Source organism: Vulgatibacter sp. (assembly GCF_041687135.1).
Classification (GTDB): Bacteria; Myxococcota; Myxococcia; order Myxococcales; family Vulgatibacteraceae; genus JAWLCN01.
Genome location: NZ_JAWLCN010000009.1, coordinates 71792 through 97051, shown reverse-complemented (window position 1 = coordinate 97051; position 25260 = coordinate 71792). Strand labels below are relative to the sequence as shown.

General features: G+C 72.8%; 20 protein-coding genes. 9 read left to right on the top strand and 11 right to left on the bottom strand.

The window, feature by feature from the left end; translation table 11 throughout:
- Positions 1-18: 18 nt before the first annotated feature.
- Complete coding sequence (locus tag ACESMR_RS18560; RefSeq protein ID WP_373048603.1) at positions 19-2004, bottom strand: PAS domain-containing protein; 1986 nt, start codon at positions 2002-2004, stop codon at positions 19-21.
- 302 nt (positions 2005-2306) lie between these two features.
- Between ACESMR_RS18560 and ACESMR_RS18555 the strand changes: the two genes are divergently transcribed.
- From ACESMR_RS18555 to ACESMR_RS18540, 4 genes are all read left to right on the top strand, one after another.
- A complete protein-coding gene (locus ACESMR_RS18555; protein ID WP_373048602.1) occupies positions 2307-4412 on the top strand; it encodes a collagen-like protein in 2106 nt (701 codons plus the stop codon).
- 64 nt (positions 4413-4476) lie between these two features.
- Positions 4477-5490, top strand: a complete 1014-nt coding sequence (locus ACESMR_RS18550; protein ID WP_373048601.1) for an alpha/beta hydrolase — start codon at positions 4477-4479, stop codon at positions 5488-5490.
- Between the two features lie 138 nt (positions 5491-5628).
- Positions 5629-7044 carry a M16 family metallopeptidase gene (locus tag ACESMR_RS18545; protein ID WP_373048600.1) on the top strand — a complete coding sequence of 472 codons (1416 nt, stop codon included), beginning with the start codon at positions 5629-5631 and terminating at the stop codon, positions 7042-7044.
- Position 7045: 1 nt separating this feature from the next.
- Complete coding sequence (locus tag ACESMR_RS18540) at positions 7046-8527, top strand: M16 family metallopeptidase (protein WP_373048599.1); 1482 nt, start codon at positions 7046-7048, stop codon at positions 8525-8527.
- Between the two features lie 79 nt (positions 8528-8606).
- Here ACESMR_RS18540 and ACESMR_RS18535 read toward each other — a convergent pair whose 3' ends face one another.
- Genes ACESMR_RS18535 through ACESMR_RS18525 form a run of 3 tightly spaced genes read right to left on the bottom strand, consistent with a single transcriptional unit; the run spans position 8607 to position 13156 of the window.
- Entirely contained in the window at positions 8607-10979 is a 2373-nt protein-coding gene (locus tag ACESMR_RS18535) for a choice-of-anchor D domain-containing protein (RefSeq protein ID WP_373048598.1), read from the bottom strand.
- Between the two features lie 60 nt (positions 10980-11039).
- Positions 11040-12374: a metallophosphoesterase gene (locus tag ACESMR_RS18530; RefSeq protein ID WP_373048597.1), complete on the bottom strand. Its 1335-nt coding sequence runs from the start codon at positions 12372-12374 to the stop codon at positions 11040-11042.
- Positions 12371-13156: a hypothetical protein gene (locus ACESMR_RS18525; protein WP_373048596.1), complete on the bottom strand. Its 786-nt coding sequence runs from the start codon at positions 13154-13156 to the stop codon at positions 12371-12373. The genes ACESMR_RS18530 and ACESMR_RS18525 overlap by 4 nt, the downstream gene beginning before the upstream one ends.
- Before the next feature lie 130 nt (positions 13157-13286).
- Between ACESMR_RS18525 and ACESMR_RS18520 the strand changes: the two genes are divergently transcribed.
- Complete coding sequence (locus ACESMR_RS18520) at positions 13287-13628, top strand: hypothetical protein (RefSeq protein WP_373048595.1); 342 nt, start codon at positions 13287-13289, stop codon at positions 13626-13628.
- Positions 13629-13756: 128 nt separating this feature from the next.
- Here ACESMR_RS18520 and ACESMR_RS18515 read toward each other — a convergent pair whose 3' ends face one another.
- The 4 genes from ACESMR_RS18515 to ACESMR_RS18500 form a co-directional block, all read right to left on the bottom strand.
- Positions 13757-14212 carry a hypothetical protein gene (locus tag ACESMR_RS18515; RefSeq protein WP_373048594.1) on the bottom strand — a complete coding sequence of 152 codons (456 nt, stop codon included), beginning with the start codon at positions 14210-14212 and terminating at the stop codon, positions 13757-13759.
- On the bottom strand, positions 14209-14679 hold the full coding sequence (locus ACESMR_RS18510; protein ID WP_373048593.1) for a hypothetical protein: 471 nt from the start codon (positions 14677-14679) through the stop codon (positions 14209-14211). The genes ACESMR_RS18515 and ACESMR_RS18510 overlap by 4 nt, the downstream gene beginning before the upstream one ends.
- Positions 14680-14746: 67 nt before the next feature.
- Entirely contained in the window at positions 14747-15307 is a 561-nt protein-coding gene (locus tag ACESMR_RS18505; protein WP_373048592.1) for a hypothetical protein, read from the bottom strand.
- A 222-nt stretch (positions 15308-15529) separates the two neighbouring features.
- A complete protein-coding gene (locus ACESMR_RS18500; protein ID WP_373048591.1) occupies positions 15530-15976 on the bottom strand; it encodes a hypothetical protein in 447 nt (148 codons plus the stop codon).
- 346 nt (positions 15977-16322) lie between these two features.
- On the opposite strand from ACESMR_RS18500, the gene ACESMR_RS18495 reads away from it, so the two are divergent.
- On the top strand, positions 16323-18047 hold the full coding sequence (locus ACESMR_RS18495) for an FAD-dependent oxidoreductase (RefSeq protein WP_373048590.1): 1725 nt from the start codon (positions 16323-16325) through the stop codon (positions 18045-18047).
- Between the two features lie 26 nt (positions 18048-18073).
- Complete coding sequence (locus ACESMR_RS18490) at positions 18074-19393, top strand: thioredoxin family protein (RefSeq protein ID WP_373048589.1); 1320 nt, start codon at positions 18074-18076, stop codon at positions 19391-19393.
- On the opposite strand, the gene ACESMR_RS18485 is transcribed toward ACESMR_RS18490, so the two are convergent.
- Positions 19394-20659 (bottom strand): pyridoxal phosphate-dependent aminotransferase, encoded by a 1266-nt coding sequence (locus ACESMR_RS18485; protein ID WP_373048588.1) that lies wholly within the window; start codon positions 20657-20659, stop codon positions 19394-19396. It abuts the gene before it with no gap.
- A gap of 110 nt (positions 20660-20769) precedes the next feature.
- On the opposite strand from ACESMR_RS18485, the gene ACESMR_RS18480 reads away from it, so the two are divergent.
- Complete coding sequence (locus ACESMR_RS18480) at positions 20770-21003, top strand: hypothetical protein (RefSeq protein WP_373048587.1); 234 nt, start codon at positions 20770-20772, stop codon at positions 21001-21003.
- Here ACESMR_RS18480 and ACESMR_RS18475 read toward each other — a convergent pair.
- Complete coding sequence (locus ACESMR_RS18475; protein ID WP_373048586.1) at positions 21000-21428, bottom strand: hypothetical protein; 429 nt, start codon at positions 21426-21428, stop codon at positions 21000-21002. The genes ACESMR_RS18480 and ACESMR_RS18475 overlap by 4 nt on opposite strands.
- 173 nt (positions 21429-21601) lie before the next feature.
- Between ACESMR_RS18475 and ACESMR_RS18470 the strand changes: the two genes are divergently transcribed.
- A complete protein-coding gene (locus ACESMR_RS18470) occupies positions 21602-22585 on the top strand; it encodes an LLM class flavin-dependent oxidoreductase (protein ID WP_373048585.1) in 984 nt (327 codons plus the stop codon).
- On the opposite strand, the gene ACESMR_RS18465 is transcribed toward ACESMR_RS18470, so the two are convergent.
- Positions 22582-25227: an ATP-binding protein gene (locus ACESMR_RS18465; RefSeq protein WP_373048584.1), complete on the bottom strand. Its 2646-nt coding sequence runs from the start codon at positions 25225-25227 to the stop codon at positions 22582-22584. The two genes, ACESMR_RS18470 and ACESMR_RS18465, sit on opposite strands and share 4 nt — an antisense overlap.
- Positions 25228-25260 lie beyond the last annotated feature (33 nt).

Below are 25260 nucleotides of genomic sequence, written 5' to 3'. Positions count from 1 at the left end.
GCGCCCGTTTTCGTTCCTTCAGGTCATCCGCTCGATCAGCGCGAGGAGCGCCGCTGGCTCGAAGGGCTTCTCGAGGCGCGGGTTCTCCACCCGGCGCAGGAAGGCCTGCGCCGCAGCGGTGAAGGCGCCGCCGGTGAGGAAGATCATGCGGTCCGCGAGGTGCGGAACCTTCGCGGCGATCTGCTCGTGGAGCTGCATGCCCGAGAGCCCGGGCATCATCAGGTCGGAGATCACCACGTCGAAGGGGGTCCCCGCTTCGATCATCTCGAGGGCCTGCAGGGGATCGGTGGTGAGCTCCACGTCGTGGGCCCGCCGGAGGATGCGCGCCACCGCGCGGCCCACCATCGGATCGTCGTCGACCACCAGCACCCGGCGCCGCGCTGGCGCCGCGGCGGGAGGCGGCGGCTCCGGCGCCGGCGTAGGCATCTCGGGCAGCACCTGCGCCGCTGCCGGCGGGAGCGCGACGGTGAAGGTGGTGCCCCGCCCGGGCTCCGAGGCCACCGCGATCTCGCCGCCGAGCGAGGTGGCGATGGTGCGGCAAATGGAGAGACCGAGGCCGGTGCCGGTGCCCGCCGGCTTGGTGGTGAAGAAGGGCTCGAAGATCCGCTCGAGGCGATCCGCCGGGATCCCCACGCCCGTGTCGGCGATCTCGATCACCGCGCGGCCGGCGCCGTCGGTCGAGGTGGCGATCCGGATCCGGTGATCGCCGTCGCCCTCCGGGATGGCGTGGGCCGCGTTGATGAGCAGGTTGAGGAAGAGCTGCCAGAGCTGGGAGGAGTTGGCCTCGACCAGCGGCACCGGCCCGAACTCCCGCTCCACGCGCGCCCTGCTGCGGATCTCGTGGAGCGCCATCGCGAGCGCCGACTCGAGGGCCAGGTGCAGGCAGGTGGGGGCGCGCTCTTCCGCTGCCGGATGGGAGAAGGTCTTGAGGTCGCGGACGATGGTCCGCACCCGCGCCACGCCGTGGGCCGCTTCGCAGACCGCTTCCCACGCAGCGCCGCCCCCTTCCCGCAGCGTCTCCCGCGCGCGCTCGAGCGCCTCGATCACGTAGGCGAGCGGGTTGTTGATCTCGTGGGCGATGCCGGCGGCCATGGTGCCGAGGGAGGCCATGCGATCGGCGAGGAGGAGCCGGGCCTGCATGCTCCGGTGCTCGGTGACGTCGGCGATGGCGCCGATCATCCGCACCGGCTTGCCGGCTTCGTCGCGGAGGATCACGCCGCGCTCCCTGGCGTGGAGCCACCTGCCGTCCGCGTGGCGGAAGCGGTACTCCTCCGACCATTGCGCCGCGCCGCCGTCGAGGGCGGCCTGCAGCGCAGCGATCACCTGCTGCCGCTCCTCCGGGTGGAGCTGCTCGGCCCACCACTCCATCGTGAAGGTCTGTCCCCGGGCCTCGTGGCCGAAGGTCGCCGTGAAGTTCTCGTAGAACTGGATGCGGCCCGAGGCGATGTCCCAGTCGTAGACCGAGTCGTTGGTGGCCTGGGTCACGCGGCGGAAACGCTCGTTGCTCCTGCGGAGGTCGTCGGCGAGACGGCGCTCGTTCTCGATCGCCTTGCGCCGCTCGGTGACGTCGCGGGTCACGGCGAGGTGGGAGACGACGCCGGTCTCCGGATCGCGCAGCGGCGTGGCGCGGGTCTCGAGCCAGCGCCGCGTCCCCTGCGCTCCCTCGATTTCGAACTCGAGGGTGGCGCTCTGGCCGGCACAGACCCGCTGGTGCATCTCGAGGAAGGCCTCGCGATGGGCGGGCAGGACGAAGCTGACCAGCTCGCGGCGCAGCGCCTCCGCCCGCTCGACCTCGAGGAGCGCGAGCCCCGCGTCGTTCATGTCGACGAGCTGGCCGTCCGGCGCCACGACCTTCACGCAGTCGGGGTGGGTCGCTAGGACGATCGCGAGCTGCCGCCGCGTGACGGCTGCGGCGGTGGCGTGGCGCTCCAGCGCGGCGAGGCTGCGGCGCAGCGCTTCGTTCTCCGCTTCGAGCCGTGCGATCCGCGCCGCGTCCTGCTCCATGTCCCGCTCCCCACGCCCGATCGAGTGCGCCGCAGGCTACCACTGAAGCGGCCGCGGCCCGCGGCGTCGGCGTAGGTGCAGCGCCCATCCCATGCCGTTTTTCGCACCCGTCCCATGCCGCCCTCGGTCACGCCCCGGCACCCGTGCCGTGATGCAGATCAGCCAGCCTCGCGGCCTGCACCCCAATTGGGCTCGCAACCGGGGCGCTGGCACGGTACCTGCTGGGCGCGGCAGCCAACATGAGCGCCCAGCGGGGCGCTCCAACACCAAAGAATCACGCCGCCCATGGGTGGGGAGTCGAGATGAAGCACCAGTGTCTGATCACCATCGCCGCAGCGACGCTGCTCGCCGCCTGCAGCGGCGACGAAGGTAAAACCGGCCCGCAGGGCCCCCTCGGCCACCAGGGTCCTCCCGGCTACAGCGGTGAGCCGGGTACCGACGGCCCGCAGGGTCCCGCGGGCCACGACGGCCTCGTGCGCACCACGCCGGTGGAAGCGGGCGAAGGTTGCGAGCACGGCGGCGTGCGGATCCAGTCGGGTCTCGACACCGACGCGGACGGCGTCCTCGGCGACGCAGAGATCACCTCGACCGAGCTGATCTGCAACGGCGCGCCCGGTGCCGAAGGGCTGCAGGGGCCGGTGGGCCTGACCGGCGCCTCGGCGCTCCTCGCCACGGCGGAGGAGCCCGCCGGCGAGAACTGCGCCACCGGCGGCTTCCGCATCGACGCCGGTGTCGACGTGAACGGCGACGGCGTGCTCGGCGCCGAGGAGATCGACGCCGCCCTCACCCGCTACGCCTGCAACGGCGCGCAGGGCGAGCAGGGCGTGCAGGGCATCCAGGGGCCGCAGGGCCTGCAGGGCATCCAGGGCGAGCAGGGCATCGAGGGTCCGCAGGGGCCCCGGGGCGAGCAGGGCCTCCAGGGCGAGACCGGCCCGCAGGGTCCGGCCGGCGTCGACGGCATCGATGGTTTCGCCGCGCTCGTCGCCACCACCGCCGAGGCTGCAGGGCCCAATTGTGCCACCGGCGGCGTCCGCCTCGAGGGCGGCTGGGATCTGAACGGCAACGGTATGCTCGACGCGATCGAGATCGACGCGACGCAGACCCGCTACATCTGCAACGGCGCCCAGGGCGCGCAGGGCCTGCAGGGCATCCAGGGCGAGGTCGGCCCCCAGGGTCCCCAGGGTGAGCAGGGGATCCAGGGCATCCAGGGCATCCAGGGCGACCTGGGCCCGCAGGGCCCCCAGGGCGAGCAGGGGATCCAGGGCATCCAGGGCGACGTAGGCCCGCAGGGCCCCCAGGGCGAGGTCGGCCCCCAGGGTCCCCAGGGTGAGCAGGGTCTGCAGGGCATCCAGGGCGACGTGGGCCCGCAGGGCCCCCAGGGCGAGGTCGGCCCCCAGGGTCCCCAGGGTGAGCAGGGTCTGCAGGGCATCCAGGGCGACGTGGGCCCGCAGGGCATCGAAGGCGCGGAGGGGCCTGCAGGCCCCGCAGGTCCCCAGGGCCCGGCCGGCGCGATGGCTGCGTTCGGCGACGGCTCCGGCGGCCTCTTCTCCATCTCCGTGGGCAACACCGTCGACCTGACCACCATCGCCGGCGTGAACTCGCTGGCGGGCCGCCACCACCTCCAGTTCACCGACGTCACCATCGCCGGCACCCTGATCGTGCCCAGCGGCACGGTGATCCGCGCCACCGGCGACGTCACGATCTCGGGCACCATCACCGTGGCCACCGGCGCTCTTGCCAACTCGACCAGCTCCCACCCCGGCGTCTCGCTGGGCGGCGCGGGCTCCTTCGTCGGCGGCACCGCGGTCCCCGCCCTCCACGCGGCCCGCCTCGTTGGCACCCCCTGGGGCGGCGGCTCCGGCGCCCAGGGCCACGTGCTCCACAGCCACGGCGGCGCCGGTGGCGGCAGCCTCACCATCGCGGCGCAGGGCACGATCACCCTCCTCTCCGGCGGCGTGATCCAGGCCAACGGCGCCAGCGCCACCAACGCCATGATCGCGGGCCAGGGGATCAGCGGGGGCGGCGGCGGCGCCGGCGGCCTCGTCGTCCTCGCCGGGCGCCTCGGCATCACGGTGAGCGGCACCATCCGCGCCAACGGCGGCAACGGCGCCAACGGCTTCGACGGCAACGGCGGCTCGGTCGAGGGAGCCGGCGGCGGTGGGGGCGGCGGCATCGTCCACCTCATCTCCGGCGCCAACCCGAACGTCCCGGGCACGGTGCAGGCGAGCGGCGGCCTCGCCGGTACCCCTGCCGGCCCCGGGAGCGTCTTGAACGGCGGCGGCGGCGGCGCCTGCGGCGGTCGGGGCGGCAACGGCACCACCTACAACGTCAGCAGCAGCGCCGAGGGCGGCGGCACGGGCCTCGTGCTCCAGACCGTGGTCCCCGCGCCGGAGAACCTCCTGCTCTGATCGGGGCCCGCCTCCGCGCAACGCGGGGCTGACGCGGCGCATCGCGCGGGTTACATCCCACGTGATGCGCCGCTCCGATTTCAGGCCCTGGTCCCGCTTCTATCCCGCCACCAGGGCCCCCGAGCATTTCCACGCCCGCACCGCCGACGGCCTCCGCCTCGCGATCCACCGGGTCGCCCCGCCGCAGGGCAGCGGACCTGCGGTGGTCCTCTGCCACGGCCTCTCCTCCAACCACCTCGGGCTCCACTTCCCCGGGCGCTCCCTCGCTGGCTGGCTCGCCGCCCACGGCTACGACGTCTACCTCCCCGACCTCCGGGGCAGCGGGGCGAGCGAACGGCCCGCGGACCATTGGGACCTCGACGACCACGTCTTCCGCGACGTCCCCGCCGTGATCGACGCGGTGCTGCGCCACAGCCGCAGGGACCGGGTCCACTGGGTGGGCCACAGCATGGGCGGCGTGGTGCTCTTCTGCCACGGCATCAGCCACCCGGGCGCCCCCGTCGCCAGCGGCGTCACCATCGCCTCCTCCCTCGACTACACCGAGGGGGAGAGCGGCTACCGCGAGCTCCTGCCGATCCGCCACCTCCTCGAGAAGCTCCCGGGGATCCCCTACGGCGCAGCCATGCACCTGCTCGCCCCGGTGCTCTGCCGCAGGCCCGGCAGGATCGAGAGCTTCCAGGTGTGGCATCCCAACATCGAGCCCGAGATCGTGCGGCAGCTCCTCGCCATCGGCTTCCACAGCGTGCCGATCAAGCTGCTCGCCAGCCTGGCCACCGCCTTCGAGCCCGGCGGGCTCTGCGACAGGCGGCGCGCCTTGCGCTACCTCGAGGAAGCGAAGCGCTTCCGGGTACCGACCCGGCTCCTGGCAGGCTCGCGGGATCGGCAGGTGGCGGTCCCCGCCGTGGAGAAGACCGCAGGCCAGCTCGGCGGCCTTGCCGAGGTCCACGTCTTCGGCACCGAGCAGGGCCACGCCGACGAATACGGCCATTGGGATCTCGTGCTCGGCAGGCGCGCCCGCGCCGAGGTCTGGCCCCGGATCCTCGAGTGGCTCCGCCTCCACGAGCGGCCCGCGGTCTGACCCCCCTGTTCAGTCACGAGCATGGCGTGCAGGCGCACCGTTGTGCGCCCGCGCTCCATTCGGCGAAATGCCCGCGAGGCCCTGGCCGTTGGTGCGGCAATCAGGACTCTTCTTGTCAACCCCGGAGGCTACGAGCCGATGAAATCCGTGCTTTCCGCCGCCCTCCTCGGGATCACCCTGCCGAGCGTCGCCTTCGCCGCTCCCGCAGCAGCACCTGCGCCAGCAGCTGCATCGGTCGATCGCGCGGAGCAGCAGCTCCAGATCCCCTACGAGAAGTACAAGCTCGACAACGGTCTCGAGGTCATCCTGTCGAAGGACGACCGCCTGCCCGTGGTCGCGGTCAACATCTGGTACCACGTGGGCGCGTTCCACGAGGACCCGAGCCGCACGGGCTTTGCCCACCTCTTCGAGCACATGATGTTCCAGGGCTCGAAGAACGTGCCCGACGACGTCCACATCGGGCTGCTCGAAAAGATCGGCGCCACCGCCCTCAACGGCACCACCAACTTCGATCGCACCAATTATTTCGAGACGGTGCCCTCGCACCACCTCGAGACCGCGCTCTGGCTCGAGAGCGATCGCATGGGCTTCCTCCTCGACGCGGTGACGCCCGAGAGCCTGAAGACCCAGCAGGAAGTGGTGAAGAACGAGCGCCGGCAGAGCACCGAGACGGCGCCCTACGGCCTCGCCGACGAGAAGGCCTGGCAGGCGCTCTTCCCCGCGCCCCATCCCTACTATGGCGCGGTGATCGGCTCGATGGAGCACCTCGACGCCGCCACCATGGATGACGTGCAGAACTTCTTCCGCACCTGGTACGCCCCCGCCAACGCCACCCTCGCCATCGTCGGCGACTTCGACGAGAAGCAGGTGCGCCAGCTGGTGGAGAAGTACTTCGGCTCCCTGCCCAGCGCCCAGAAGCCGTCGGCGCCTGCGGTGGAGAAGGTGCAGCTCGATCGCGAGGTGGTGATCCGCCACGACGAGACCGTCGCCAGCCTGCCCAAGCTCTCGGTGGCCTGGCACGCGCCCGCCTTCTTCGCGAAGGGTGACGCCACCGCCGACATCCTCGCCATGGCCCTCTCCTCCGGGAAGGCGAGCCGCCTGTACAAGACGCTGGTCTTCGACAAGCGCCTCGCCCAGAGCGTCTCCGCCTACCAGCAGAGCCTCGGCGCGCAGTCGGTCTTCACCATCGAGGCGATCGCCCGCCCCGGCGTGAGCACCGACAAGCTGCTCGCCGAGATCGACAGGATCCTCGCCGACGTCCGCAAGAAGGGCGTCACCGAGGAGGAGATCCAGCGGGCGCGGAACAAATTCGAGACCGGCAAGGTCGCGGGCCTGCAGTCCGTTGGCGGCTTCGGCGGCAAGGCCGACCTCCTCCAGAGCTACAACCACTTCCTCGGTACGCCCGACAAGCTGGCGTTCGACCTCGCCCGGTACGACACGGTCACCTCCGACATGGTGAAGCAGTTCGCCACCGAGGTGCTCGACGAGCGCCGCGTGGTGCTGCACGCCGTGCCGACGCAGGGTGGAACCGTCGCCGCCAAGGGGGCCCGCTGACATGCGTCGCATTCTTCTCGCATCGACCCTCCTCGCAGCCTCCCTCGGCTGCGCCACCACCCAGACGACGCCGGCGGAGAACGCCGCGGTCCAGCAGCCCGCCGACCCGCACGCGTTCCGCGCCCAGGCGCCGGAGCCCGGACAGCCGCCGGAGCTGGTGACGCCGACCTTCCAGAAGAAGGTCCTCGACAACGGCCTCACCCTCCTCGTGGCGGAGCGGCACGACCTGCCGCTGGTCTCGGTGAACGTCGCCTTCTCCGCAGGCTCCTCCGTCGATCCGAAGGACAAGGCGGGCCTCGCCGAGATCACCTACGAGACGCTGCTCGAGGGCGCGGGCAAGCTCGACGCCATGGGTCTCGACAAGGCCTTCGCCGACCTGGGCAGCTCGCCCTTCGTCAGCGTCGGCCACGACGGCGCGATGGTCGGCACCCAGGTGCTCACCCGGAACCTCGACGAGGCCACCCGCCTCGTCGCCGACATCGTCCTCCGGCCGCAGTTCCGGCAGGCCTCCTTCGATCGGCGCAAGCAGCAGCAGCTCGCCGACCTCGCCCTGCAGGTGGGCAACCCCCGCTACCTCGCCGGCGAGACCTTCGCCGAGGTGGTCTTCGGCGCCGAGCACCCCTACGGCAAGCTCGGCTCCGGCACCCCCGCCACGGTGGCGAAGCTGCGGCTCACCGACGCGAAGCGCTTCTGGGCCGAGCACGCGGGCCCGAGGGCTGCCGCGTTCGTGGTCGCCGGCAACATCACCATGGAGGAGGCCGAGGCCCTCGCCCGCAAGCACTTCGGCAAGTGGAGCGGCAAGGCGAAGCCCACGCCCAAGCCCGCGGCGCCGCAGAGCGACGCCCGCGAGCACGTGACCTTCGTGGCCAAGCCCGGACTCAACCAGACGGTGATCGTGATGGGCCGCCCGGCGATCGAGGCGGGTCATCCCGACGAGTACGCGCTGGAGCTCGCCTCCAAGGTCTTCGGCGGCTTCTTCGGCAGCAGGCTCAACATGAACCTGCGCGAGGCCAAGGGCTACACCTACGGCGCCCGTGCCTACGTCGACGGCCGCCGCGGCGTCGGCCCGGTGGTGGCGTCCTCGTCGGTGCGCGCCGACGTCACCGGTCCCGCGCTCCAGGAGTTCCTCGCCGAGCTCAAAGGGATCAAGGCCCGGCCGATCACCACCGAGGAGCTCGAGGCTGCCCGCGAAGGCGTAATCCGTTCGCTCCCCGGCTCCTTCGAGACGGTGGGCGGCCTCGCCGGCGCTGCAGCGAGCCTCTTCTGGAAGGACGAGCCGCTCGATCACTACGCGAAGATGATCGAGGGCTACCAGAACGCCGACGCTGCAGCGGTGCAGGCCGCAGCGGAGAAGTACTTCGATCCGGCGCAGATGCACATCGTGCTCGTCGGCGATCCGAAGGTGATCCAGGAGCAGGTGAAGCCCCTGGGCCTCGGGGAGCTCCGGGAGCGCAACCCGGTGGTGCCCGCAGCGGCGCGCTGACGCCCCCCGCACCGGATGAAAACGCCCGCATCGGCTTCCTGCCGGTGCGGGCGTTTTTCGTCAGACCGTGCGGTCGCGATCAATGGCAGGCCGGCGTGCAGCGCACCTCCACCGTCCTGCCGGCGGCGGGGATGTGGGGCCAGTAGAATTCGATCGCCCCGTCGACGTAGCGCCAGGCCCGCTGGCCCTGTGCGTCGTCCGAGGGAACCACCGAGCCGCCCACCAGGACCTCCACCTCGCCATCCCCGTCGGTGATGCTGCCGTCGCCGTCGCGATCGGCGCAGTCGTTGGTGAGCGGGAAGCGGACCTGCAGGCCGAAGGCCGCAGCGCCAATCCGCTGCAGCGGCGCCGACCAGTCGTCGACGCAGACCGACTCGAATAGGCCACCGGCGCGCGCTGCGAGGGCGGCGAAGCGATCGCCGGGGCGGGCCGTGCCGCGGCTCCCGTTGCAGCCGGTCCCGGGATCGCCGGCGAGGGCGTGGATCGACAGACGATCGGGCCGGTCGACGCCCTTGAGCGACGCGAGCCGGTCGAAGTAGTGCTGCACCGGCAGGCCCGACTGCTCTTCCTCGTCGGTGAGGAAGACCACGGCGAGATGCGCGTCGCCGCGGAGGAAGCCGAGGTTGCCGTCGTTCGGCTCGGGGTGGCGGGGATCGTCGGCGCTGTCGATCACCGGCGGCGTGAGCGCCCGGATCGCCGCGTCGAAGCCCCGCTCCGCGCTGCTGCAGGTCCCCACCGCGACGTTCCCCGCCCAGCTGCCGACCAGATCCGGCGTCTCGGGGGTGAGGATCCGCGGGCGGCTCCCGTCCACGGGAAAGAGCCTGCCGTCCTCGCCGCCGTCGACGCCGCCGGGGCAGTCGATGCTCGTCCCCGCCGCCTCGAGGCCGGTGGTGGTCACGCCGACCTGGAAGTCGAGGTCGTTGTCGAGGGCGTAGTGGAGGAAGGCCTGCATGCCCTGCGCGAGCACCGTCTGGTAGGGCTGCATCGAGGCGGAGTTGTCGATGACCCAGAGCAGATCGACGCGGTGGACGTTCCGCTGCCGCATGGTGTCGACGAGGGCGGGATCGCTGTCGCCCTCACCGGCGAGCGTAGCCTCGGCAACCGAATGGCCGTCGTGGGTGGTGGCGACGAGGGTCGCGGAAGCAGCGCCCTCGCCTTCCGGCTGCACCCGCACCTCGAGGGGAAGCGAGCCGTAGCCCGGGAGCGTGACGGGCAGCGCTTCCGGCGTCCCCGCCACCGCGAAGGGCACGTCGGGGAGGTGCAGCTCCTGCAGCTCGATCGGATCGGCGCAGGTGTTGACGAGGCGGATCTCCCTGCCGCCGCTCGCGCAGCCCGGGGCCACCTGGCCGAAGTCGATCACCTCCGGCACGAAGGCGAGGCAGGGCGGCAGCGAGCGTCCCCGGAGCGCCACGCTGCGGGACGACGCCGCCGGATCGGAGATCTGCATCGTCACCTCGCCGGCGAGCGCCGGCGACGGCTCGTCCGGGAAGAAGGCGACGTTGACGTCGACGCTTTCACCCGCGGGGATCTCCAGCCGCGGCTTGTTCGCCATCGCGAAGGCGCCGCCGCCGTCCGCGGCGAGGTTCACGTCCCAGAGGATGCAGCGATCGCTGCCTGCGTTGGTGAGCGTGAGCGGCAGGACCTTGCGGCGGCCCTGCAGCACCAGGCCGAAGTCGATCGCCTCCGGCAGCTCGAGCGCGCAGGGCGCGAGGCGGCTCGCCTCGCCGCGCACCGGGATCGAGACCGTGGGCTCGAGCACGTCGTTGGAGAGGATGGCGATGGTGGAGTCGATCGTGCCGGCCTCCTGCGGGACGAAGCGGACCAGCACCTCGAATCCCTCGCCCGACGCGTAGCCCTCCGGCTTCGTCCCGCTGCTCCCGTCGTCGTTGCGGATCGAGAGCTGCACCGCGTTCGAATCGGCGTCCATCGCGTGCAGCTCGAGCAGGCCGGTGGTGCCGCTGCTGCCGCGGTTGCTGCAGGTGAAGCGCGCGCGGCGCTCGATCCCCACGGGTACCTCGCCGAAGTCGATCGAGGTCGTGTCGCAGACGATGTCCGGGCCGCCGGCGAGGCCCCGCAGGCAGGCCTCCTGCGTCGGCGCGTTGGGATCGCTGCTCCGGATCCGGACGCTGCCCCGCGCCGCGCCGAGGCTGCGTGGCGCGAAGCGGATCCGCATCGACGCGGAGGCGCCCGGCTCGATCGTCTGGCCTGGGGGCTCGAGGATGGTGAACGGCCCCTCGACCACGCTCGACTCGAAGAGCTCGAGCAGGCCGGAAGCGGGGTTGTGCAGCACCAGCTCCCGTACGGCGCTGCCGCCAGGCGGCACCACACCGAAGTCGACGCAGGCAGCCGGCAGCTCGAGGGCGCCCTCGGCTTCCACGTCGCGGAGCGTATCGGTGCAGCCCGTGAGCCCCACGACGACGGCAACGCCCCACTGCAACAGCGTGCGATGCATCTGCACCTCCGGTGGAATGTCTCGATGGTATCGCACCCGGCCCGTCGCCGACAAAGCGCGTCAGACGAAGGAGGCCAGCCGGGCCTGCTCCACCGCACCGTCCCTGCCGAGGCGCACGTCGGCATACGTCGCCGGCACCTCGGGCCTGCGGTCCTCGTGCAGTTCGAGCAGGAAGGCCTGCAGCGCTCCATCGTCCTCCATCGCCGCCTTCGGCACCCGCACCACGTCCGCCCAGGTGCCGGTGTTGACGTAGCCGGCGCGGTCTGCGGGGCCGACGTGGCGGGCAAGGTGCGTATGTCCCATCACCACCGTCTCGATCACGCCGCCGCTCGCGGCGAGGATCCGCGCCGCCTCCTCGCCCTGGTGGCCCACCGGCCCGTCGGGCGCAGCGGAGCGATCGTCGAGGAGGAGCCGGTGGAGCGCGAGGCGGATCGCCTGCAGCTGGTGGTGCGGGACGGGCTCGCCGCGCTCGAGGCGGGCGGCGATGCCGCTGTGGTCGCGTTCGACGACGAGATCGAGCCAGTCGTGGAGCGGCACGTGGCCGTGGGGCGCGCGCAGCGTGGCGTAGCTCTGACCGAAGGCCGCGGCGAGCTCGTCGTCGTGGTGCTCGATCTGGCTGCGGGCGTGGCGGGTGGAGCGCCGGTCGGCGCCGTGCAGGCGGGCGCCCCGCAGGATCGACGCGATGTGCTCCACGTGCCGCGCGAGCGAGGGCTCGAAGGCGAAGAGGAGGAGCGCGGTGAGTTCGCCCTGCGGCTTGAGCAGATCGACGAAGGGGTAGCGCCTCTTGATCGGGTTGAGCACCTCGGCGACGAGGCGGCTGCCCGGCGAGGGGTCGAAGTGGTGCGAAGGGGTCTCGAAGCGGGAGAGCGCCGAAGCGATCGCCCGGAGGTCCTCGAGGTCGTTGGCGTTGGCGCCGTCGTAGCGGTTGCCGTGCTCCACCAGCAGGCCGCCGAGCCGGAACGCCCTGCCGTCCGGATGGAGCACCACCTGCCGCGGCCCTGCGCCGAGGATCCGCAGCAGGGCTTCGCCGACCTGCGGCAGCGCCTCCTCGAGGTCGTGGTTTCCGAGGAGCACGTCGATGGGCGTGCCTGCGGCAGCCAGCTTCGCCAGCTCGGCGAAGATCGGGGCGAAGCGGCGGTCGCGCGCGGTGGACTCGAGCTTCGCCACCGCCTCGACCGGATCGGCGGTGAACGGGCGCCAGGGCTCCGTCGCCAGGAAGTCGACCATGTCGCCGGCGACCACGAGGTGGAGCGACTCGTCGGCGGCGAGGCGATCGGGGAGCGTGGCGAGGAAGCGCACCAGGCGCTCGGGGCGCGACATCATCGGCCGCTCGCCCCCGCCGAGGTGCAGATCGGAGATCACCACCACCCGCGTCGGTCGCTGCGGAGAGCTCACCGCTCCCACCCGCCGCGGGAGGGGCCGCCGCCGGCGCTGCTCCAGCCCCTTGCTGCCTCTGCGAGCCCCGGCACCACGTAGGCGGCGAGGCCGCCCGCGCCCTGCGTGATCAGGAGGCCGTCGCGGAGCACGGCGAGGTGCCCCACGCCGCTGGCGGCGGCGCAGGCCCGGCGCACGCTGCCGTCCCCCTCGAGCTCCACCAGGCGCGAAGTCCGGACCTCCTCGCCGTCGGGCCAGCTCCGATCGGTTGCCCAGAGGAGCAGGCCGCCTTCGCCGCAGCGCTCGGAGCGGATCGCGTAGAGCACCTCGTCCGACGCGGCCACCTCCTCCAGCGAGGTCTCGCAACCGGCCGACTGCGCCAGCTCGTGGCGCCAGGCGAGGGAGCCGTCCGCGGTGGCGTGGGCGAGGATCACCTCGCTGCCCTGGGTCAGCAGCAGCTCTCCACGGCGCAGCATCGCCACCTCGCCGGAGAGGCAGGGCGAGGCGGCGCGGTAGTGGACGAGGCCGTCGAGATCGGCAGCCACCGTGGCGCAGCACTCGTCACCCCGCTCGCGCCAGTAGAGCGTGCCGGCCTCGTCGGCGATCGCCGGGAAGGAGATCCGCGTGCCGGCAGGTGGCTCGTAGCGCCAGCGCGGCTGCGTCGCGTCGTTGGCGAAGGTGCAGCCGGGCAGGCAGGCGGCCTCGCAGGGCCGCGCCTCCTGGCCGTCGCCGCGCTCCTGCAGCGTCGCTCCGTCCGCGCAGCCTGCCGCCAACGCGATCAGGAGCGGGTTCCACCAACGCATGCCGCCTCCCTTCCCACCAAAGGGTGCAAGGTGAAGACGGCCTGGCCGGCAGGCAATCGAGCCACCGCGCACCGGCCAGGCCGAAGCACGTGTGGCGGAAAATCCCCTCCAGGGGCATAAGATGGGGCCGATGTCCGACGAATCGCAGACGCCGAGCTGGCTCCTCATCTCCGTCCTCTTCAGCACCGTGCCGCTCTCCGCGGCCCTCTCGATGACGCTGCACGAGGCGGCGTGGAACCTGCTCCGCACCGACGCGGGCGTCGGCGACGTGGCCGGCGACCTGATCTCGGGCAAGGTCCGCAACCTGAAGAAGGACTTCGTCCTCGGGACGCTGGCGGGTCCGGGCTTCGAGGCGGAGGTCGACACCGAGCGCGGCTCCGGCCTCGTGCGCTTCCTCCTCACCCGGCAGGGCATCGAGGCGATGGAGGAACGCGAGCAGCAGAAGGCCTGGCGGCCCCGCTACCTCAACTGAACTCGCGCTCCTGCGCGGTGCCGGTGCATGGCGAAGCGCCTGCGCTCCTTGCCCTTGCGGTGGGCCCGCAGCAGCCGGCCCGGCCGAGGGCGAAGGTGCGCACCTGCGGCCGGTCCTGCAGGGCCCGTTCAGCGCGAGGCGCCGACCACGCCCCGCCCGGACCCCGTGACCAGGAGCACCGCCCGCGGCGCGCCGGTGGCGTCGAGGACGCCGAGGGAGGAGGTCCCCGCGGGGTCGACGTCGAGCTCGAGGCGGCGGGTCCCCGCCCCGTCGACGAGGTGGAGGCGCGGCGCGTCGTCGGCGCCGACGTGCAGATCGAGCCGTCGCGTCGCCGCGCCGTCGAAGAGCGAGAGGGTCGGCCCTTCGCGGCCCAGCCCCAGCGCGGCGCGGAGCACGCCCTGCCCGTCGAGGAGGTTGAGCGAGACCGTGCCGCCGGGGCCGGTGGAGAGCATGGCCCGGGTCCGCCCCTGCTCGTCCACCACCTCCGCCGCCACCGCCTCCCGGGCCTTCGCCCTGGCGGCGAGGAGCGCCTCGAGCTCCGCCTCCAGCGCGGCGAGCCGCACCTCGAGCGCAGCCTCGCTCACGACGCGTTCCCGTCGAAGGTGCCCACCGCGCCGATGCCCTCCGCGTTGGCGCCGATGGCGGCGCGGAGCTTCCCGGCGGCGTCGTAGGCCATCAGCCCCACCCTGCCCGCTGCCTGGAGGAGCGCCTGCAGCCGCACCGTTTCGGTGGCGTCGGAGAGGGAGAGCCCGGGCTCGTCGGCGGGCGAGAGGCCGAGCTCCACCCGCGCCTTCTTCTCCCGATCGAAGAAGACGAGGCCGGGCTTTCCCTCGGGACCCACGGCGAGGCCGATGCGGACCGCGCCGGCTGCGTCGGTCTGGACGAAGCGGACCACGCCGTCGGCGCCGACGCCGATCGCGGCGCGGACCTTTGCGTCCTCGTCGACGATCTGCAGCGATCGGGTGCGCACCAGCGCATCGTCCCGCAGCTGCGCGACCTTCGCCTCCAGCGCGGCGATGCGCGCCTCCATCTCTTCGATTCGATCGGCCATCGGCGTCACCTCGTCCGCGAGCGGTCGGGTCCGCATATGCCACGATCGCACCGCAGGGGCGAGCCGTTCAGGGCCGTGCGGCGCAAGCGCGCGCCGTAAGCTCCGCCTCGTCCACCCAATGGATCGCGAGCCCCGCAGCCTCGAGCAGCGCCTCCGCCCCGTCGTCTCCGACGCCCCGGGGCAGGTAGCAGCGGCCGCCGGCGAGGTGCGCGCGCAGGCGGAGCGACGGCGTCGTCCCCGCCTCGTCGACGGTCCCGCCCACCACCGCGGTGCGGGGCGCGGTCCGCGCCCAGAGCCGCAGCACCGCGCAGAGCACGAGCCGCTCCGCCTGGAGCCGCACGAGAAAGCGCTCGGGCCGGAAGGGATCCGGGCCGACCAGATGCGCCGCGCCTGCAGGCGGCTTCGCGATGCCGCTGGCGAGAATCGCTGCGGTGGCAGGGGCGTCCGGCAAGATGGCCGCGAGGCTGCGCAGCACCGATTGCAGGGCGATCCGCTGCGAGCCCCCGTCGGTGCCGGTGTCGAAGAGAAAGAGCGCCACCTCGCCACCGGCGCCGGTATCGATCGGTACGGGCAGGGCCCTGCGCCACGGGGTACGGGGCTGCAGCTGCTCGGTCCGTGCTCTCGGCATCGCGTCCTCCCAACGTCGAGCGCTTCGAAAGAGAGGACGCGCGAGCGGCGGCGTTGCCTTCGCGCCGGCGCGGGATTGTCGGGGCGCTCCGCCGCGTCCCGGGAAACGACGTGCCGAGGAACGGCGACGGGCGCAGGCGCCGGCGGTGTGGCCGGCTGCGCTGCGCCCGTCCCCAGGTGGATCGCAGGGCCCCCCAGCCCAACGATCCGCCTCCGGCTCACGTCACCGCCAGGGCGGCGACCACTGCCGGGAGAAAGCTGCCTCCCCGCGACCGAGGAGCTCCATCCGCGCCGCCCCCGGGAGCTGCTCCCAGGGCGTGGTGAAGCGAGACGAGAGGGTGCGGCCGCCGACCAGCTGCGCCTCGAGGCGGACCTCCACGTGGCGACCGGCGCCGACGCGGCCCAGGGTCAACCGCACGTCGCCGAGGGTCCCCTCGACCTGCTCGCGCAGTTCGGGGCGCGATCCGTAGAACGCCTCCTCCACCGCCTCGGGCGGCTGCCCCACCGCAAAGGCCAGCTGCCGCGCCAGCACGCGATCCAGCCAGCGATCGATGGCCGACCGCTCCGCCGCAAGGCTCGCACCGGCGTCCGCCGCCGGGCGACGAGCGAGGAAGAGAATGGCAGCACCTGCCCCAACCAGAACCACAGCCAACACGAAGTAGACGACCATTTCCCCTCCCGAGCCCGTCGCCTGTTCCGCACCCAAGCGAGCGAGGCATTTGGAGAACGCACCAACCGGGAATTTCCCTTCAGCGCCCGCGAAACATCCGTGTCTACGACCCCTTGGAGCCCTGCAGACCGTGACGCGCCGCGGCGGTTCGAAGGAGCGAACCCCCACTGCCCCGGTGGGCCTAGCCGCCCGACCTGGAGCGGAGATTCACCCGGCGCGCCCTCCCCCGAGAAGGGGTGTTTCCCCGCACAGCGGGATGTGCGGTTTTTCGCCCTACCCGGACAATCCGTGCGGCTTGCGGGCAACGCATGCACCCCCAAGTTTTCAACCTGCAGGGGGAGCAGCGATGATCGACCGACCGGCCATCCTCGTCGTCGACGACGATTCGAAGGAGCTTTCCGCCCTCGTGGAGGCGCTCGCGCGGCGGTTCGGCGGCGACTACCGGATCGTGGCCCACTTCACGCCGGAGAGCGCCCTCGAGCACCTGCGGGAGCTGCACGAGCAGGCGCAGGACGTGGCGCTGATCATCGCCGAGAACCGCATGCGCGCGATGCCGGGCGTCGAGTTCCTCTCGCGTTCCCACGAGCTTCATCCCGGCGCCAAGCGGATCCTCCTCGCGGCCTGGGGCGACAAGAAGGCCGCCGGCGAGATCCTCCAGGGCTGCTCCTGGGGCAAGCTCGAGAATTATCTCTACAAACCGTGGGCACCGGCGGAGGTGCACCTCTACCCGACGGTCAGCGAATTCCTCGCCGAGTGGGTGAAGGAGCACGGGCCGCGGATGGAGGTGGTCCGCGTCGTCGGCGACGAGCCCTCGGCGAGGAGCCACCAGGTGCGCGAGCTCCTCGATCGCAAGGGCGTCCCCTACGGCTTCTACCCGGCCCAATCGCAGGTGGGGCAGAAGATCCTCGACGACGTCGGCATGGCGCAGGCCGAGCGCCCGGTGGTGATCCTCCTCGACGGCACCGTGCTCGCCGCGCCGACGCCGACGGCGCTCTCCGACGCCCTCGGCGAGACGGACATCGAGGATCGCCACTGCGACCTCGCCATCGTCGGCGCGGGGCCCGCGGGCCTGGCTGCAGCGGTCTACGGTGCGTCCGAGGGGCTGAAGACCGTGGTGATCGAACGGGAGGCGGTGGGCGGCCAGGCGGGAACGAGCTCCCTGATCCGCAACTATCTCGGCTTTCCCCGCGGGATCAGTGGCACCGAGCTGGCGCGCCGCGCCTACGAGCAGGCCTGGCTCTTCGGCGCCAAATTCGTCCTCGCGCGTGCGGTCCGATCCCTCGAGGCCCACGGGGAGGGCCGCGTGCTCGAGCTGGACGACGGCACCGCGATCGAGGCGCGGTCGGTGCTCATCGCCACCGGCGCAAGATACCGGCGCCCGGGTGTTCCGAGCCTCGAGCGCTTCGACGGCGCCGGCGTCTACTACAGCGCCATGGGCGACACCCGGGTGATGGCGGGCCACGACGCGGTGGTGCTGGGCGGCGGCAACTCCGCGGGGCAGGCGGTGGTCTGGCTCGCGGCGAACGCGCGCAAGGTCACGCTCCTCGTCCGCTCCGGCTCCCTGCGCAAGGGCATGTCCGATTACCTGGTCCACGAGATCGAGCGGCTGTCCAACGTGGAGGTCCGGCTCGACACCGAGGTGATCGAGGGCGAGGGCGGTCACGCGCTGCAGCGGATCACGCTGCGGAACCGCCGGACCGGCGCCGTCGAGACGATCCCCTGCGAGACCCTCTTCGCGCTCATCGGCGCCGAGCCCCACACCGGCTGGCTGGAGGGGGCGGTGCAGCGCGACCGGCACGGCTTCCTCCTCACCGGGCGCGACGTCGATCCAGACGGCGCGCCGGCGTGGCCCCTCGGCAGGGAGGCGATGCAATTCGAGACATCGATGCCCGGTGTCTTCGCGGTGGGCGACGTGCGCTACGGCTCGGTGAAGCGCGTGGCCTCCGCCGCAGGCGAGGGATCGGTGGCGATGCGCTTCGTCCACGAATACCTGGCCCCGCCGCTGGAGCGGCCGGTGGCGGTGGGCGGACTCCCCCCGGAGGCGGGGCTCGCAGCGGCGACGGTGCACTGACGGGGGAGGGCCGGTAGAGTGGCGCGATGCGCACCCTTCTCTTCGTGCTCTTCGCGCTCGGCCTCGCCGCTTGCGCCACCGCACCGCGAACGCCCGTCGCGGCGCAGCACCCAGCGCCGCTTCCCTTCGCGCAGGACGACTACCCCGCCGCCCTCGCCGAGGCCCGGGCCCGCGGCGTTCCCCTCTTCGTCGACGCGTGGGCGCCGTGGTGCCACACCTGCGTCTCGATGCACGCCTACGTCTTCGGCGACGAGCGGCTCCGCCCGCTGGCCGATCGCTTCGTCTGGCTCTCGATCGACACCGAGAAAGAGGAGAACGCGGCATTTCTCGCGCGCTGGCCGCAGCAGGTCTGGCCCACGCTCCTCGTGATCGAGCCGCGGGAGGAGCGCGCGGTGCTGCGCTGGCTGGGCAGCGCCACGGTGGACCAGCTCGAGGCGCTCCTCGCGGACGGCGAGCGCGCGGCGAAGGGCGGCGTCGAGGGCGTCGACGCGCTCCTCGCCAGGGCCGACCGGCTCTACGGCGAAGGGGACGCAGCCGGCGCGGCAGCCGTCCTCGAGGAGGCGCTGGCGCAGGCGCCCGACGGATGGCCACGCAGGGCCCGTGCGGTGGAGAGCCTGCTCTTCGCCTGGCGCTTCGGCGCGGCGAAGAACCCGGCGCCCTGCGCGCGGGTCGCAGCCGAGGAGCTGGAGCGGCTGGAGCGCTCGCCCTCGTGGGCGAACATCGCCTCCCTCGGTCTCTCCTGCGCGATGCTCTCCGGCGACGGCGCGCGCACCGCAGCGCTCGAGGCCCGTGCCCGCGAGGCGCTCGCGATCGAGACCGCCGCGGACGACAGGTCGGGGCTCTACGACGGCCTCGTGCAGGCACGCAAGGCGGCGGGCGACGAGGAGGGGATGCGCCGGACGGCGGCGGCGTGGCTCACCTTCCTCGAGGAGCAGGCGGCGCTGGCGCCGACGCCTGCGGCCCGCGCCGTCTTCGACTCCCACCGCATGATCGCCGCCTTCCTCCTCGGCCAGCCCGAGCGCGTGGCGCCTGCGCTCGAGAAGTCCGAGCGGGATCTGCCGCGGGACTACAACGCGCCTGCGCGGCTCGCCGTCGTCTACTCGAAGATGGGGCGGCTCGACGACGCGCTCGCAGCCAGCGACCGCGCGCTGCGGCTCGTCTACGGGCCGCGGAAGATGCGGGTCCTCAACGAGCGCGGCGATCTGCTGTTGGAGCGCGGCGATCGCGAGGCGGCCCGCGCCGCCTTCGCCGAGGTGCTGCGGATCGGCGGCGCCCTGCCCGAGCCGCAGCGCTTCCGCCACGAGGTGGAGCGGGCGGAGCGGCAGCTGGCATCCCTCGCGAAGTGATCAGCGCGTCGCCTCGATCACCAGCTGCTCGAGGCGATCCATGGCGAGCTCGAGCTTCTCGATCGAGGGACCGAACGAGAAGCGCGCGTAGGTGCGGAAGCGCGACGCGCGGCGCTGCCTGCGCTTGCCCGGGTTCACGTCGAAGAACTCGCCCGGCACCACGATCACCCGCTTGTCGAGGGCGGCGCGGAAGAAGCCCATCCCGTCGTCGAGCGGCGGCGGCAGGTTGGCGAGGTTCCCCCAGACGTAGAAGGTGCCGTCGGGGGCGCGGTCGATCCGGACCCCGATCCGCTCCAGCCTGGCGAGGAGGAGCTGGCGCTTCTGGCGGAAGTGGTGGTGCGTCGCCCAGGTCTCGCGCACCACCCGGTCGTGGTCGAGGAGCGGGATCGCCGCGCGCTGCAGCGGGCGCGATCCGCCGCCGTCGAGGAAGGATCCGGCGCTCGCCACCGACTCGATCACCTTGCGTGGCCCCACCGTCCAGGTGATCCGCCAGCCCGGGTAGCGCCAGTTCTTGGTGAGGCCGTCGAGGAGGAGCACGGGGTCCCGGTTCACGTCCTCGACGTAGCGGGCGGCGCTCTCGGTGGGCAGCTGTCCGGGCCTGCCGGTCCAGACGTAGTGCGAATAGAACTCGTCGAGGACGAGCAGGCATTCGAGCTCGCGGCAGGTGCGGACCCAGGCGGCCAGCTCCTCGCCGCCGACCAGCTTGCCGGTGGGATTTCCCGGGTTGGAGAGGAGGAGCGCGCCGAGGCCGCGCCCGAGGATCTCGCGGCGCAGCTCGTCGTGGGTGAAGGCGTAGCCCCGCTCGCCCTCGAGGAGGATGGGGATGGCGGTGAAGGCCTTGAAGACGTCGAGGAGTTCCTCGTACGCGGTGTAGTCGGGGAGGAGGTGGCCGAGGTTCACCTGCCCGAGGCTCGCCGCCACCCGGGTGAGCGCGGTGCGGCCGCCGCCGGAGATCGAGACGTTCTCCGCGCTGTACTGCGACGGCAGTCCCCTGCGGTAGAGCCGGTTGTAGTGGGAGGCGATCGCCTCGCGCAGGTCCCAGATGCCGGGGACGGGGCCGTACTCCTGATCGTCCATCTGGATGGCGATCTCGCCGATCCGGTCCGGGGCGCCGGGGAGCGCGCCCGTCTCGGGCATGCCCTGCCCGAGGTTGCACCAGGCGGGGTCCGCCTGCCGGAAGCCGCGGCTCGCCGCCTCGTTGGTGACGTAGATCACGCCGGTCCTGGGAACCGGGCGAACGGCCGGTGGGAGATGCTCCTCGCTCATCCGAAGAGGATAGCGACCCCGGCAGGGCTGCGTATCCCTCAGGCAGGCGGGCCGCTCGTGGCAATGGCGACTTGCCTCCTACACGGCAGCCCCTGCTATTCCGCTACGTCATGTTCTGGAGAAGGCGCCAGACCCTCGAGCAGCGTGTAAACGAGCTCGAGGAGGAGAACGATCGCCTCGCCGCGGAGCTCGCCCGCACGCGCGAGACCGTGGCGATCCTCCGGGCGCAGGCCGCCTCGCGCAGCAACCTGCTCCAGTTCTGGAACGACACCCGCACCGACAACGAGCGCTGGCTCGAAGCGGAGATCACGCGGATGGCGCGCGATCCCTTCCGGCTCGGTTAACGCCAGCTCGGCCGCCAGGCACAGGTGACCGCGTGGCGGCCGCTGCGGAGCAGCAGGCTGCGCAGACCTTCCGGCAGCTCGCTCCAGCCCGACGAGTAGCGGGCGGTGAGCTTGCGCCCGCTCAGCAGCTCCGCGTCCAGGCAGACCTCGACGTGGCGGCCCACCGCCACCCGCGCGAAGGTGACCCGTGCCGCGAGCAGCATCTCGTCGATGGCGGGGCGGAGCTCGGGGCGGTCGCCGGCGAGGACGGCCTCCACCACCTCCGCCCGCTCGCCGATCGCGGGGGCGAGATGCCGCGCCAGGGTGGGATCGATCCAGCGATCGATGGCAGGATCGACGGTGGGCTCGCTGCGACGGAAGGCCCACGCCAGCGCAGCGAGCGCCAGGGCCAGGGCTCCCAGGCTGCTCCACGTCCAGATGCCCATCCCACCTCCGACCGATCGAGCGTTGTGACAGGTGAAGGAATTGTTGTGAGATCTGCTGCTACGCGGAGCGTGCCCCCTCCATTTGGATAGGCCCCCGGCGCGAACGGGTGGCGGCGGCGGCGCGCATCGTTAGAAGAAGCGCTGTACCCCGGTGGCCGGAAGGAGCCTCTGCCGTGATCCCCTTCTCCGTCCTCGATCTCGCCCCCGTCGCCGCGGGCAGCGACCCGGCCACCGCGCTGGCCCACAGCCTCGATCTCGCCCGGCACGTGGAGCGGCTCGGCTACCTGCGCTTCTGGCTCGCCGAGCACCACAACATGACCGGCATCGCCAGCGCCGCCACCGCGGTGGTGATCGGCCACGTCGCCGGCGGGACCAGCACCATCCGCGTGGGCGCCGGCGGGGTGATGCTGCCCAACCACGCGCCGCTGGTGATCGCCGAGCAATTCGGCACCCTCGCCTCGCTCTATCCCGGCCGCATCGACCTCGGGCTCGGCAGGGCGCCCGGCACCGATCCCCTCACCGCCCGGGCGCTGCGCCGCCATTTCAACGCGGCCGACACCTTCCCCGAAGACGTGCTCGAGCTGCAGGGCTACTTCCGGGAGGCCGCGCCCGGGCAGGCGGTGCGGGCGGTCCCCGGCGCCGGCCTCGACGTGCCGATCTGGCTGCTGGGCTCTAGCCTCTTCAGCGCGCGGCTCGCAGCGCGGCTGGGGCTCCCCTTCGCCTTCGCCTCCCACTTCGCGCCGGACCAGCTCCTCGCTGCCCTGGAGCTCTACCGCTCCGAGTTCCAGCCCTCCGAGAAGCTGGAGAAGCCCCACGCGATGGCGGCGCTCAACCTCTTCGCCGCCGAGAGCGACGTGGAGGGGCAGCGGCTCTTCACCTCGATCCAGCAGGCCTTCGTCGACCTGCGCCGCGGGATGCCCGGCCCGCTGCCGCCGCCGGTCGATCGGGTGGAGGCTTCGCCGATGGAGCTCGCCACCGCTGCGCACATGCTGGCCTATTCGGTGATCGGCTCCGAGGAGACGGTGCGGCGGGGGATCCGGATCTTCCTCGAGCGCACGCAGGTCGACGAGCTGATCCTCACCGGGCAGATCTTCGATCACGAGGCGCGGCTGCGCTCGTTCGAGATCGGCGCGCGGGTCCGCGACACGCTCGGTTAGCGCGCCGCCACGCGGCGCACCGGGTGGCGGGGATCGATGAGGTAGCCGTCGTCCTGGCGAAGGAGCAGCTCGCCGAGCCCCAGGGAGCGGAGGCTGCCGATCGCCACGTAGACCCGCGCCGCAGCTGCGGACGGCAGGGCGCGGGTCCCCTGCCAGCCGGCGGCGAAGATCTGCTCCACCGAGAGCCCCACGCCCGGCGCTGCGAGGCGCTGCTCGACCAGCGCACGCACGATGAGCCGCTGCGCCTTGCGGCGGCGCAAGTCGACCTTCTCGCCCCCCGGGATCCGGAACCACGCCGCCTCGGGGCCCACCTCGATCGCCGGCTGGCCTTCCGGGGCCGCTGCCGAGGACGAGGGCGCCCCACGGCGGAGGGCGAGAGCCCGCGTCGCGAGCCGCATCGCCATCCGGAGCTCGGTCGAGCGGATCGCCGCCACCGGCTCGTCGAGCAGCGCCTGCGCCGCGCGCAGATCGACGTGGTCGTCCGCGAGGGAGAGGAAGACCTCGCAGACCTCGACCGTGCGCAGGAAGCCCCTGTCCCCGAGCCCTTCGAAGTAGCGGCGGGCCTCGTCGAAATCGCCGCGGGCCTCCGCCAGGTTGCCGAGGGTCGCCTCCACCGCGCCGCGGAAGGGCAGGAGGCTGCAGCGGAAGTGGCGCTCGTTGCTGCTCCGGCAGCGCTCGATCGCCTCGTGCAGGAGCTCCCGCGCGGTGCGCAGCTCGCCGCGCTCGTGGGCGGCGATGCCGAGGTTGCCCAGGGCCAGCGCCTCCGCCCTGCCGTTCTCGCAGGCGCGCTCGAGGTGCAGCGCCCGGCGGAGCAGCGGCTCCGCGTCGTCGAGACGGCCCGCGCTCAGGTGGACGCAGCCGAGGTTGAGCACCGCATCGGCCTCGCCGGCGCGATCGGCCACCTCCCGCATGGCGGCGATCGATTGCTCGAAGAGCCCCGCTGCGTGGGCGAGGTAGCCGAGGGCCGCGCGGGTGACGCCGAGGTTCATCAGCGCCAGCCCCTCGTAGCGCCTGCTCTCCGCGATGCGGAAACGATCGATGGCCGCCTCGAAGGCCGTGGCGCTCGCGGGCAAATCGCCCTTCGCCTCCGCCACCATGCCGAGGAAATTCCAGGCGTAGCCCTCGAGGAAGCGCCAGCCGCAGGCCCTCGCATCCTCGCGTGCGGCGACGAGGACCGCTGTCGCCTCCTCGAAGGCCCCGGCGGCGAAATGGAGTCGCCCCAGCTCGATCGCGGCGTGGGTCTCGAGCAGCCGATTGCCGGCGGCCCGCGCCCCCTCGCTGCAGGCGGTGAGGGCCTCCCGCGCCTCCTCGAGGCGTCCGCTGCGGACGAGGAGCACCGCCCAGGGACGAAGCGCCCGTGCCAGGAGCAGGGGCGATCCGGCCCGGCGGGCTGCGTCGATGCCGGCTTCGAGGACCTCCGCCTCGAGGGCCGGCGGGCCCTGCATCGCGAGGAGCGGCGCAAGGAGGAGCGCGGCCCGGGCGGCGAGGGCGGGCGCCGCGGCAAGGGAGGCGCGGTGGGCGGCGAGCAGGTTCTCGCGCTCCGCCACCACCATCGCGAGCGGCACCGATCCGTGGACGCCGTCGCTCTCGCTCTCGCACGCGGCGACGTAATGGGCCGCGTGGCGGCTGCGCACTTCGTCGGCCAGGCCCCGCCTCTCCAGCTCGGCGCCTGCGAAGGCGCGCACCGTCTGGAGGAGGTGGAAGCGGGGTGGCTCGCACGGAGCGAGCTGCAAGAGCGATCGATCGCGCAGCGCTTCGAGGAGATCGACGATCGGTGGCGCGCAGGGCCGGCGCTCCAGGATCGCTTCGGCGGCCTCGAGGGTGAAGCTCCCGACGAAGACGGTACACCGGGCGAGAGCGTCCTGCTCCGCGGGGGAGAGAAGCTCCCAGGATGCACGGAGGGCGTCGACAAGGGTGGCGTGCCTGCCGCTCCTGCCCCTGGCCCGAAGCACCTCGATGCCCTCGTCGATGCGGGCGAGGAGCTGGCGGGGGCGGAGCACCCGGGACCGTGCGGCGGCGAGCTCGATCGCCAGCGGCAGCAGGTCGAGACGATCGACCAGCTGCTCGATCACGGCGCGGTCGCCGTGCCGGCCCGGCGCAGCGCCGATTCTGCCGGCCACCTCTTCGTAGAGTTCGACCGCCTCCTCGCGGGCGAGGGGTGGCAGGTCGTGGCAGACCTCGCCTGCGGCGCCGAGGCGCACGCTGCTGGTCACCAGGCAGCGGAGGCCCGGGGCTGCTGCGAGCCAGCGCTCGATCACCGGCGCCGCCCCGGGCGCGAGTCGATCGGCACCGTCGAGGAGGAGCGTGGTCGGCCCAAGGCGCGCGAGGGCTTCCTCGACCGCGCCGGCGCCACCGAGCGCCTCGGCGACCGCCGCTTCCAGGGTGGCAGCGGCGCCGAGGTCGACGAAGTGGACGCCGGCGAAGGCGAGCTCGTGGGCGAGCCGGAGGGCGATCCGGCTCTTCCCCACCCCCGGCGGCCCGAGGAGCGTGACCAGGCGCTCGCCGGCGAGGAGGCGCCGGAGGGCGACGAGGTCGGCACCGCGGCCGACCAGGCGCCCGGCCTCCTGCGGCAGGTCCGCGCGAGCCTCCGGCGGTGCGGACGGCTGGACCGCGCGGAGCAGCGGGGGACGGGTCCGTTTCACCTCGGGCCTCTCCATCTGAAGGCAGCCTACCGG

What these genes read in the sequence shown, in the direction of transcription:
- ACESMR_RS18560 (WP_373048603.1), bottom strand. Translation starts at nt 2,004, where the DNA reads ATGGAGCAGGACGCGGCGCGGATCGCACGGCTCGAAGCGGAGAACGAA.
- ACESMR_RS18555 (WP_373048602.1), top strand. Translation starts at nt 2,307, where the DNA reads ATGAAGCACCAGTGTCTGATCACCATCGCCGCAGCGACGCTGCTCGCC.
- ACESMR_RS18550 (WP_373048601.1), top strand. Translation starts at nt 4,477, where the DNA reads ATGCGCCGCTCCGATTTCAGGCCCTGGTCCCGCTTCTATCCCGCCACC.
- ACESMR_RS18545 (WP_373048600.1), top strand. Translation starts at nt 5,629, where the DNA reads ATGAAATCCGTGCTTTCCGCCGCCCTCCTCGGGATCACCCTGCCGAGC.
- ACESMR_RS18540 (WP_373048599.1), top strand. Translation starts at nt 7,046, where the DNA reads ATGCGTCGCATTCTTCTCGCATCGACCCTCCTCGCAGCCTCCCTCGGC.
- ACESMR_RS18535 (WP_373048598.1), bottom strand. Translation starts at nt 10,979, where the DNA reads ATGCATCGCACGCTGTTGCAGTGGGGCGTTGCCGTCGTCGTGGGGCTC.
- ACESMR_RS18525 (WP_373048596.1), bottom strand. Translation starts at nt 13,156, where the DNA reads ATGCGTTGGTGGAACCCGCTCCTGATCGCGTTGGCGGCAGGCTGCGCG.
- ACESMR_RS18520 (WP_373048595.1), top strand. Translation starts at nt 13,287, where the DNA reads ATGTCCGACGAATCGCAGACGCCGAGCTGGCTCCTCATCTCCGTCCTC.
- ACESMR_RS18510 (WP_373048593.1), bottom strand. Translation starts at nt 14,679, where the DNA reads ATGGCCGATCGAATCGAAGAGATGGAGGCGCGCATCGCCGCGCTGGAG.
- ACESMR_RS18505 (WP_373048592.1), bottom strand. Translation starts at nt 15,307, where the DNA reads ATGCCGAGAGCACGGACCGAGCAGCTGCAGCCCCGTACCCCGTGGCGC.
- ACESMR_RS18500 (WP_373048591.1), bottom strand. Translation starts at nt 15,976, where the DNA reads ATGGTCGTCTACTTCGTGTTGGCTGTGGTTCTGGTTGGGGCAGGTGCT.
- ACESMR_RS18495 (WP_373048590.1), top strand. Translation starts at nt 16,323, where the DNA reads ATGATCGACCGACCGGCCATCCTCGTCGTCGACGACGATTCGAAGGAG.
- ACESMR_RS18490 (WP_373048589.1), top strand. Translation starts at nt 18,074, where the DNA reads ATGCGCACCCTTCTCTTCGTGCTCTTCGCGCTCGGCCTCGCCGCTTGC.
- ACESMR_RS18485 (WP_373048588.1), bottom strand. Translation starts at nt 20,659, where the DNA reads ATGAGCGAGGAGCATCTCCCACCGGCCGTTCGCCCGGTTCCCAGGACC.
- ACESMR_RS18480 (WP_373048587.1), top strand. Translation starts at nt 20,770, where the DNA reads ATGTTCTGGAGAAGGCGCCAGACCCTCGAGCAGCGTGTAAACGAGCTC.
- ACESMR_RS18475 (WP_373048586.1), bottom strand. Translation starts at nt 21,428, where the DNA reads ATGGGCATCTGGACGTGGAGCAGCCTGGGAGCCCTGGCCCTGGCGCTC.